1 protein-coding gene is annotated in these 1,225 nt (G+C 64.0%); it reads right to left on the reverse strand.

Going from position 1 to position 1,225, the window contains the following annotated elements; translation table 11 throughout:
* Positions 1–186: 186 nt before the first annotated feature.
* Positions 187–1,225: AAA family ATPase (locus BN1121_RS03395; RefSeq protein ID WP_043597220.1), on the reverse strand; the 1,039-nt coding region annotated here is incomplete at its 5' end.

Raw genomic sequence — 1,225 nt, forward strand, 5'->3', positions numbered from 1 at the left:
AGAAGAGGCTGATGGGCAGCTGGTCGAAGACCTGTTGCAACCAGTCGGGAAGGATCAAGGTGGTCACGGATCGGCTCAGGCTACGGTTTGTCGGCAATCTAAGCGACCCTTGCAAGCTTGTAAAGAAAGGCTCGCGCAAATCGGTCGGCACAGCACAGGCCGAGGCCTTGGGTGAGCGGGTTGCCGTCACTCCTCCCCGAAGTGCCACTCCCTGCGCCTCGGGTCCTCGAGACACGTCTCCCCTTCGATCATCAGCAGAGGGAAGTGTTTGCAGGGAGCATGGGCTTCAATGTGCGCCGCCAGCGCCGGACTGTGCGTGGTGATCCAGAGCTGGGAGTAGCGAGAGGCCTCGGCGATGAGGCGGCCCAGGGCCGGCAGCATATCCGGATGCAGGCTGCTCTCAGGCTCGTTCAGAATGAGCAGGGGGGCTGGGCGGGGGCTGAGCAGCGCGACGGTCAGGCAGAGCAGTCGCAGGGTGCCATCGGAGAGCTCCCGGCCATCGAGTGGGCGCACCAGCCCCCGACGCTCCATTTGGACGGCAAAGCCGGCCTCGAACTGGGTCACACCGAAGCGGGTATCGGGCAGCGCCTCGCCCAGGATGCGATGCAGCAGGTCTCTGTCGCCAATGTCTTCAACCGTCGCAAAGGCGGCCGCCAGATCCCGTCCGTCATGGCCCAGCACCGGGGTCAGTATGCCCGGTCTGGGATGGCGCAGGGGAGAGCCGGGATTGGTATCAAAATGGTGATAGAAGCGCCACTGACTCATCAGATGGCGCAATTTGGCCAGCTCAGGATAACGATCCGGCTCGGCCAGATGGCCGAATATCGACTCATGGGGGAGCATGCCCGGCGCATACTCTACCCTCTCGCCATCCAGGTTTTGGGCCGTGACGGCCTGATGACGACGCAGCAGCAATTGGTTGGACGCCGAACGACGCAGGCCAAGCCAGGCCTCCTCCTGTTTGATCTGGGGATCCAGAGAGAAGCGTGAGAAACCGGGAATGGGTTGTGGCAGGCCAATTTGCAGCTCGTAGCCAAACTGCTCGCTCTGCATGCCGAGCGTGATGCGGCGGGGGGAGCCCGCCTTGTCCCCGCGGCGCCAGCCGCCGGCCCACAGGGCCTGGCTGATGCCACCTTCTTCACTCAGGCTCTGCGCGAGATCGCCGGCGGCACTGCGGGTCAGCAGGCGCAGGGCGTGATAGAGATTGCTCTTGCCGCAGCCGTTC

The organism is Aeromonas diversa CDC 2478-85 (assembly GCF_000819805.1).
Lineage (GTDB): Bacteria > Pseudomonadota > Gammaproteobacteria > Enterobacterales > Aeromonadaceae > Aeromonas > Aeromonas diversa.